Here is a 4,134-nt window from a genome sequence, read left to right as displayed (position 1 = left end):
TCAGTGCAAGCTATCCAATATCCCCTATCCACTAAAATCTATGACTCTCAAAGCAGTAATCTTCGGTGCAATTGGTACGATCGCCGAAACATCGGATCTCCAGCGTCAAGCCTTTAATGCGGCATTTGCCGAAGCTGGACTTGACTGGAACTGGGATATATCTACATACAGTAAATTACTCGCCACCAATGGCGGTCGAAATCGCCTCCGAGCCTATCGCGATGCCAACTCCAACCGCGCTGGTGTTGGCAATGAGATAATTGCCAAGCTGCATCAATCCAAAACCAAACATTTTGGGGAATTATTGGCGAACACTCCCCTAAGTCCGCGTCCGGGTGTCGTCGAAACGATCGATGCTTGCCAGAGGGCAGATATTAAAGTTGCATTTTGCACATCGACAGCAGGTGAGAATGTCGAAGCTATCGGCGCGGCATTAGCCGGATTACTCCCTTTCGCCAGGTTTGCTCGGATCGTGACCATCGAGCAGATTGCTAAACCAAAACCAGCACCCGACGCGTATATTTATTGTCTCGAACAGCTCGGTATTGCTGCTGACGAGGCGATCGCGATCGAAGATAGTCCCGCAAGTATTTCCGCTGCTAAAGCCGCAGGGATTACCACGCTAGCTACCCCTGGAGCCGCTGTCTCCGGTCAAGATTTTTACGCCGCAGATCTAGTAATGCCAGATTTAACCGACATCAATGTCGAAAGCTTATCTTCATTACTTGCCGATCGGTGGCATCTAGCTACCTATTTTAGCTTGTAATGTCGATCGGCTTGAGGCAATCGCCTTTGCTACATTGCCTCTTGCGCGATCGTTTGAATGACTCTCGGCATAGTCGGATCGAAGCCGCCTAAATCCCAAGACAGCGGATCTTGAGGATCTACTAAAGTAATTTTTGCCGATTGTAAGGTGATATAAATCGCCTGAATGTGGGGATTTATTTTCCGCCGATACTCTGCTAGAGCTTGGCTGGGATGTTTAGACCCCGCCCAGCTTTCGCTATCAGTCCAAAAGCAAATTACATCCGCTTTAAAGTTGTTTTTCAGCATCCAATCGTAAGCGACACTAGCATCGGTACCACCAAAATTTTGGTTTTTAGCTTTCCTTAATGCCGAGGTAAATGTGTCTTGCTTCGTAATATCTAAATCGATGAATTCGGTAGAAAATCCACGAATCATATAGTTGGTTTCCGCTTTTGCCGATGCTAATGCCATTGCGGTCGCAATTTCACAGCAGGTCAAGCCTACCGATGGTAGTGCAGTCCAAGACATAGAGCCGGATACATCCACAGCGTGCATGAAGACTTTACCAGTTGGCTCGATCGAATCGAAGGCTAGTTCTACCATTTTTTCGAGGATATCGATAATCCGTGGTACTGGTGTCCAAGTCTTACTACTTTTACCCATATTACCGCCAGATTGATAAGTTTTAAGTGCTTTTAAAACATCGATCGGGTGAATTCTACCCGCACGGACTCGATCGCGATTATTTAAAACCGATTCGACTCGATCTAGATTAACTGTTCGATCTGCTCTGATTACACCTAAATCTGTTAAAGAACCGAGATTTCTGAGCATAGCTCCGATCGGCATTTCCTCAAACAATAACTGCCAAGCTCTGACATCCATTTTGCCGACAGGAGCCGCCATTTCGTGCGTGAGTCTACCTTGCGCGATCGCCTCATGCGTGCGTTCTGGGTTGCGTTTTAGCCACTCATACCACCAGATTTGAGCGAGGGGAATGCTGGGAATCTCGGTTGGTAATTCATCCCATCCTTTGACTGCCCAATGATATAAAAGTTCGTGGTCTTTAGTCGGTGGTTGAACGTGAAACAACCGCAACGCATCACGGTGGGTAAAACCATTACGTTGTTGATATTTTAGTAATTGGTAAGCAACAGCTTTAGCATCTTCTTTAGCTAACCAACTCTGTCCGGCTGTGCGGATAATTTTGCCCATTCCGCGCAAAGATTTAGTGTAATTCAACCATTCGTAAAAATGGCTACCAGTCCGCACGACTTGAAGAAAAATTTCCAAAAATGCGGTTTTTGCTGCTGGCGTTTCACCCATCGATAGCAAGACTAATGCTAAAATTGGCGCGCTATTATTAATCGCTTTACCATCGCTGGCATAGACAATTTCTTGGGCGGTGCGAACCGGGTCTTCAATAATAGCTTGCTTGACAGTATTGACAAAATCGTCTGTCAATTCGTGCTTACTTGCATAGTAAGCATTTTGCGACGAGCCGATTAATAGACACCGCCGCAGCATTTTCCAAATCCCTGCATCGAATGTATACGCACCAGAGCGCGCTTGAATCATTTCGGCTTCGCGTCCGGGGATGGGTTGAGTTTGCGGGGTTTGGGTTTGTTTGTTGGTAAAAAAGTTGTATGTCATGGTGTATTTTCAGTCTTTTCAGACAAGTAATAAATCGAAGATGGTGCGTTACCCCGCTCGAAACAAATGGTAGGGGCAATTCATGAATTGCCCCTACCATTTGTTTCGGGATTTTAGCTTGGATAATTCGGCGGGGTGAGAGTCGAACTCACGACCAATTGCGATAACCTTAATTCTTCAGCCATTGCTGGCAAGGAGCGAATAAAGAGTGTTTTTCAATCGCTCTACCACTGAGCTACCCGCCGCAAGGGGACAAGGCGGGGTTTGAACCCGCATAACTTTTCAGTTACCATACCGATAACCCTTAATCTTCAGCCTTTGCAGACAAGTTATTAATTAAGGCTTGAACCTATCCCATAAGTTATATTTTGTTGGAGCAGAGCAGGAATCGAACCCGCGCATGGGTGAACCGATAATCTTCGACTTACAGCCTTTACAGGCAAGTTATCAATCAAAGAATTTTAAAACACCTGCCATAACCACTAGGCGATCCGCTCCATATAGAGATTATTCCCACCGATCGAGTATAAATTCGATCGATAAATTAATCGTAACTGATTCGATCTTAGTGTGTTGCGATCGAGATCGCTCTTTTTCTCACAATGTCGGTTAAGACACAAACCCGACTTTTCCAAAAAGTCGGGTTTGTAGCAACACTAGTTTTACTGTCCTAACCACCCTGGAGATCGCTATAGATTGGACGTATCCAAAAGCCCAACATCGGCACGGGTAAGTGTTCCAGATGTTGGGTTTTGTTTCATTTGCCAAAATTATCCGATTTGCCTATCGTCCGCGATTGGGTAAAGCCAATTGGGGTCGTGTGACTACCACATCGTTGGACACATCCTGTAATAATACCTCACGAATTAGGCGAGCTGCCATCCGTTGGGTTAAACCGCTAGCAATTTTTTGACCGAAAGATTGGGTTTCCGATTTCATTAAAATCTGCGGAATCCGAGGTAAAACGATCGCCGGATCGAAGCCTTTAGTCTGTTGTAAGATGCCCCAAATTCGCTGGATATGTTCGAGTCCATTCGATTCAGATTGAGCGTTTACAGGGGGTGTGGGTACCTTCATGCCGATCCCTTTTTGAATTGCGTGGGTGACATTTTGGAGGGTATTATTGCCGAAACTATCCAAACCGCGAACGATTTCATCGGCGAGGTAGTCGCGAATGAAGGTACCGCGATCGGAGAGAATAAAATCTAAGGTTTGGTCGATAACTTGATTTAAATCGTACTCGTCGCTGCTGCGGGCATTATTGAGCAGATTTTCTAGGCGATTCCAGCGGAAGGAACCATCTTTAAATAATAGTTCTTTAAGGGAGTTTCGTAAATCTGGTGCGGGATCTGTCAATAACCGCTTGGCAACATAAGGATAAGCCTTCGCGAGTACTTTAAACTCAGGATCGACAGAAATTGCAATTCCTTCGAGAGTAGCCAGCGATCGCAAGATCAATGCATAGTAAGCTGGAACTTGGAATGGGAATTCATACATTACGCCCGATAATTGGTCGGTAACGCTCTTAAAATCTAAGTCGGCGATGTTAGTACCACTAATTCCTAGCGAACTATTAAATACATAAGTTAACGCCGGAATAATTGGGGTGAGATCTGTATCTGGAGTCAGAAATTCTAACTTCACAAAATCTCGTCCTAAACCATCGAAATCGCGATTGACTAAATGCACGATCGCTTCTACCAAACCATACCGTTGATATGGCTTGACTTGGCT

At 45.4% G+C, this 4,134-nt stretch carries 2 protein-coding genes, 2 tRNA genes and 1 pseudogene; 1 reads left to right on the top strand and 4 read right to left on the bottom strand.

Annotated features, from left to right (window positions below):
* A partial coding sequence (locus tag Q0R35_RS14715; RefSeq protein ID WP_295619795.1) for an HAD-IA family hydrolase occupies nucleotides 1-766 on the top strand: 766 nt, incomplete at its 5' end.
* A gap of 29 nt (nucleotides 767-795) precedes the next feature.
* Here Q0R35_RS14715 and Q0R35_RS14710 read toward each other — a convergent pair.
* The 4 genes and pseudogenes from Q0R35_RS14710 to Q0R35_RS14695 form a co-directional block, all read right to left on the bottom strand.
* Nucleotides 796-2,400 (bottom strand): TROVE domain-containing protein, encoded by a 1,605-nt coding sequence (locus Q0R35_RS14710; protein WP_295619792.1) that lies wholly within the window; start codon nucleotides 2,398-2,400, stop codon nucleotides 796-798.
* 127 nt (nucleotides 2,401-2,527) lie between these two features.
* Nucleotides 2,528-2,645: transfer RNA gene (locus Q0R35_RS14705), tRNA-OTHER, on the bottom strand.
* A 127-nt stretch (nucleotides 2,646-2,772) separates the two neighbouring features.
* A tRNA-OTHER gene (locus Q0R35_RS14700) sits at nucleotides 2,773-2,898 on the bottom strand.
* 285 nt (nucleotides 2,899-3,183) lie between these two features.
* A pseudogene (locus tag Q0R35_RS14695) lies at nucleotides 3,184-4,134 on the bottom strand (AarF/ABC1/UbiB kinase family protein); the annotation flags it as partial.

The organism is Chamaesiphon sp. GL140_3_metabinner_50, assembly GCF_025361915.1.
Taxonomy (GTDB): domain Bacteria; phylum Cyanobacteriota; class Cyanobacteriia; order Cyanobacteriales; family Chamaesiphonaceae; genus Chamaesiphon.
This window is presented reverse-complemented; position numbering and strand designations above follow the sequence as displayed.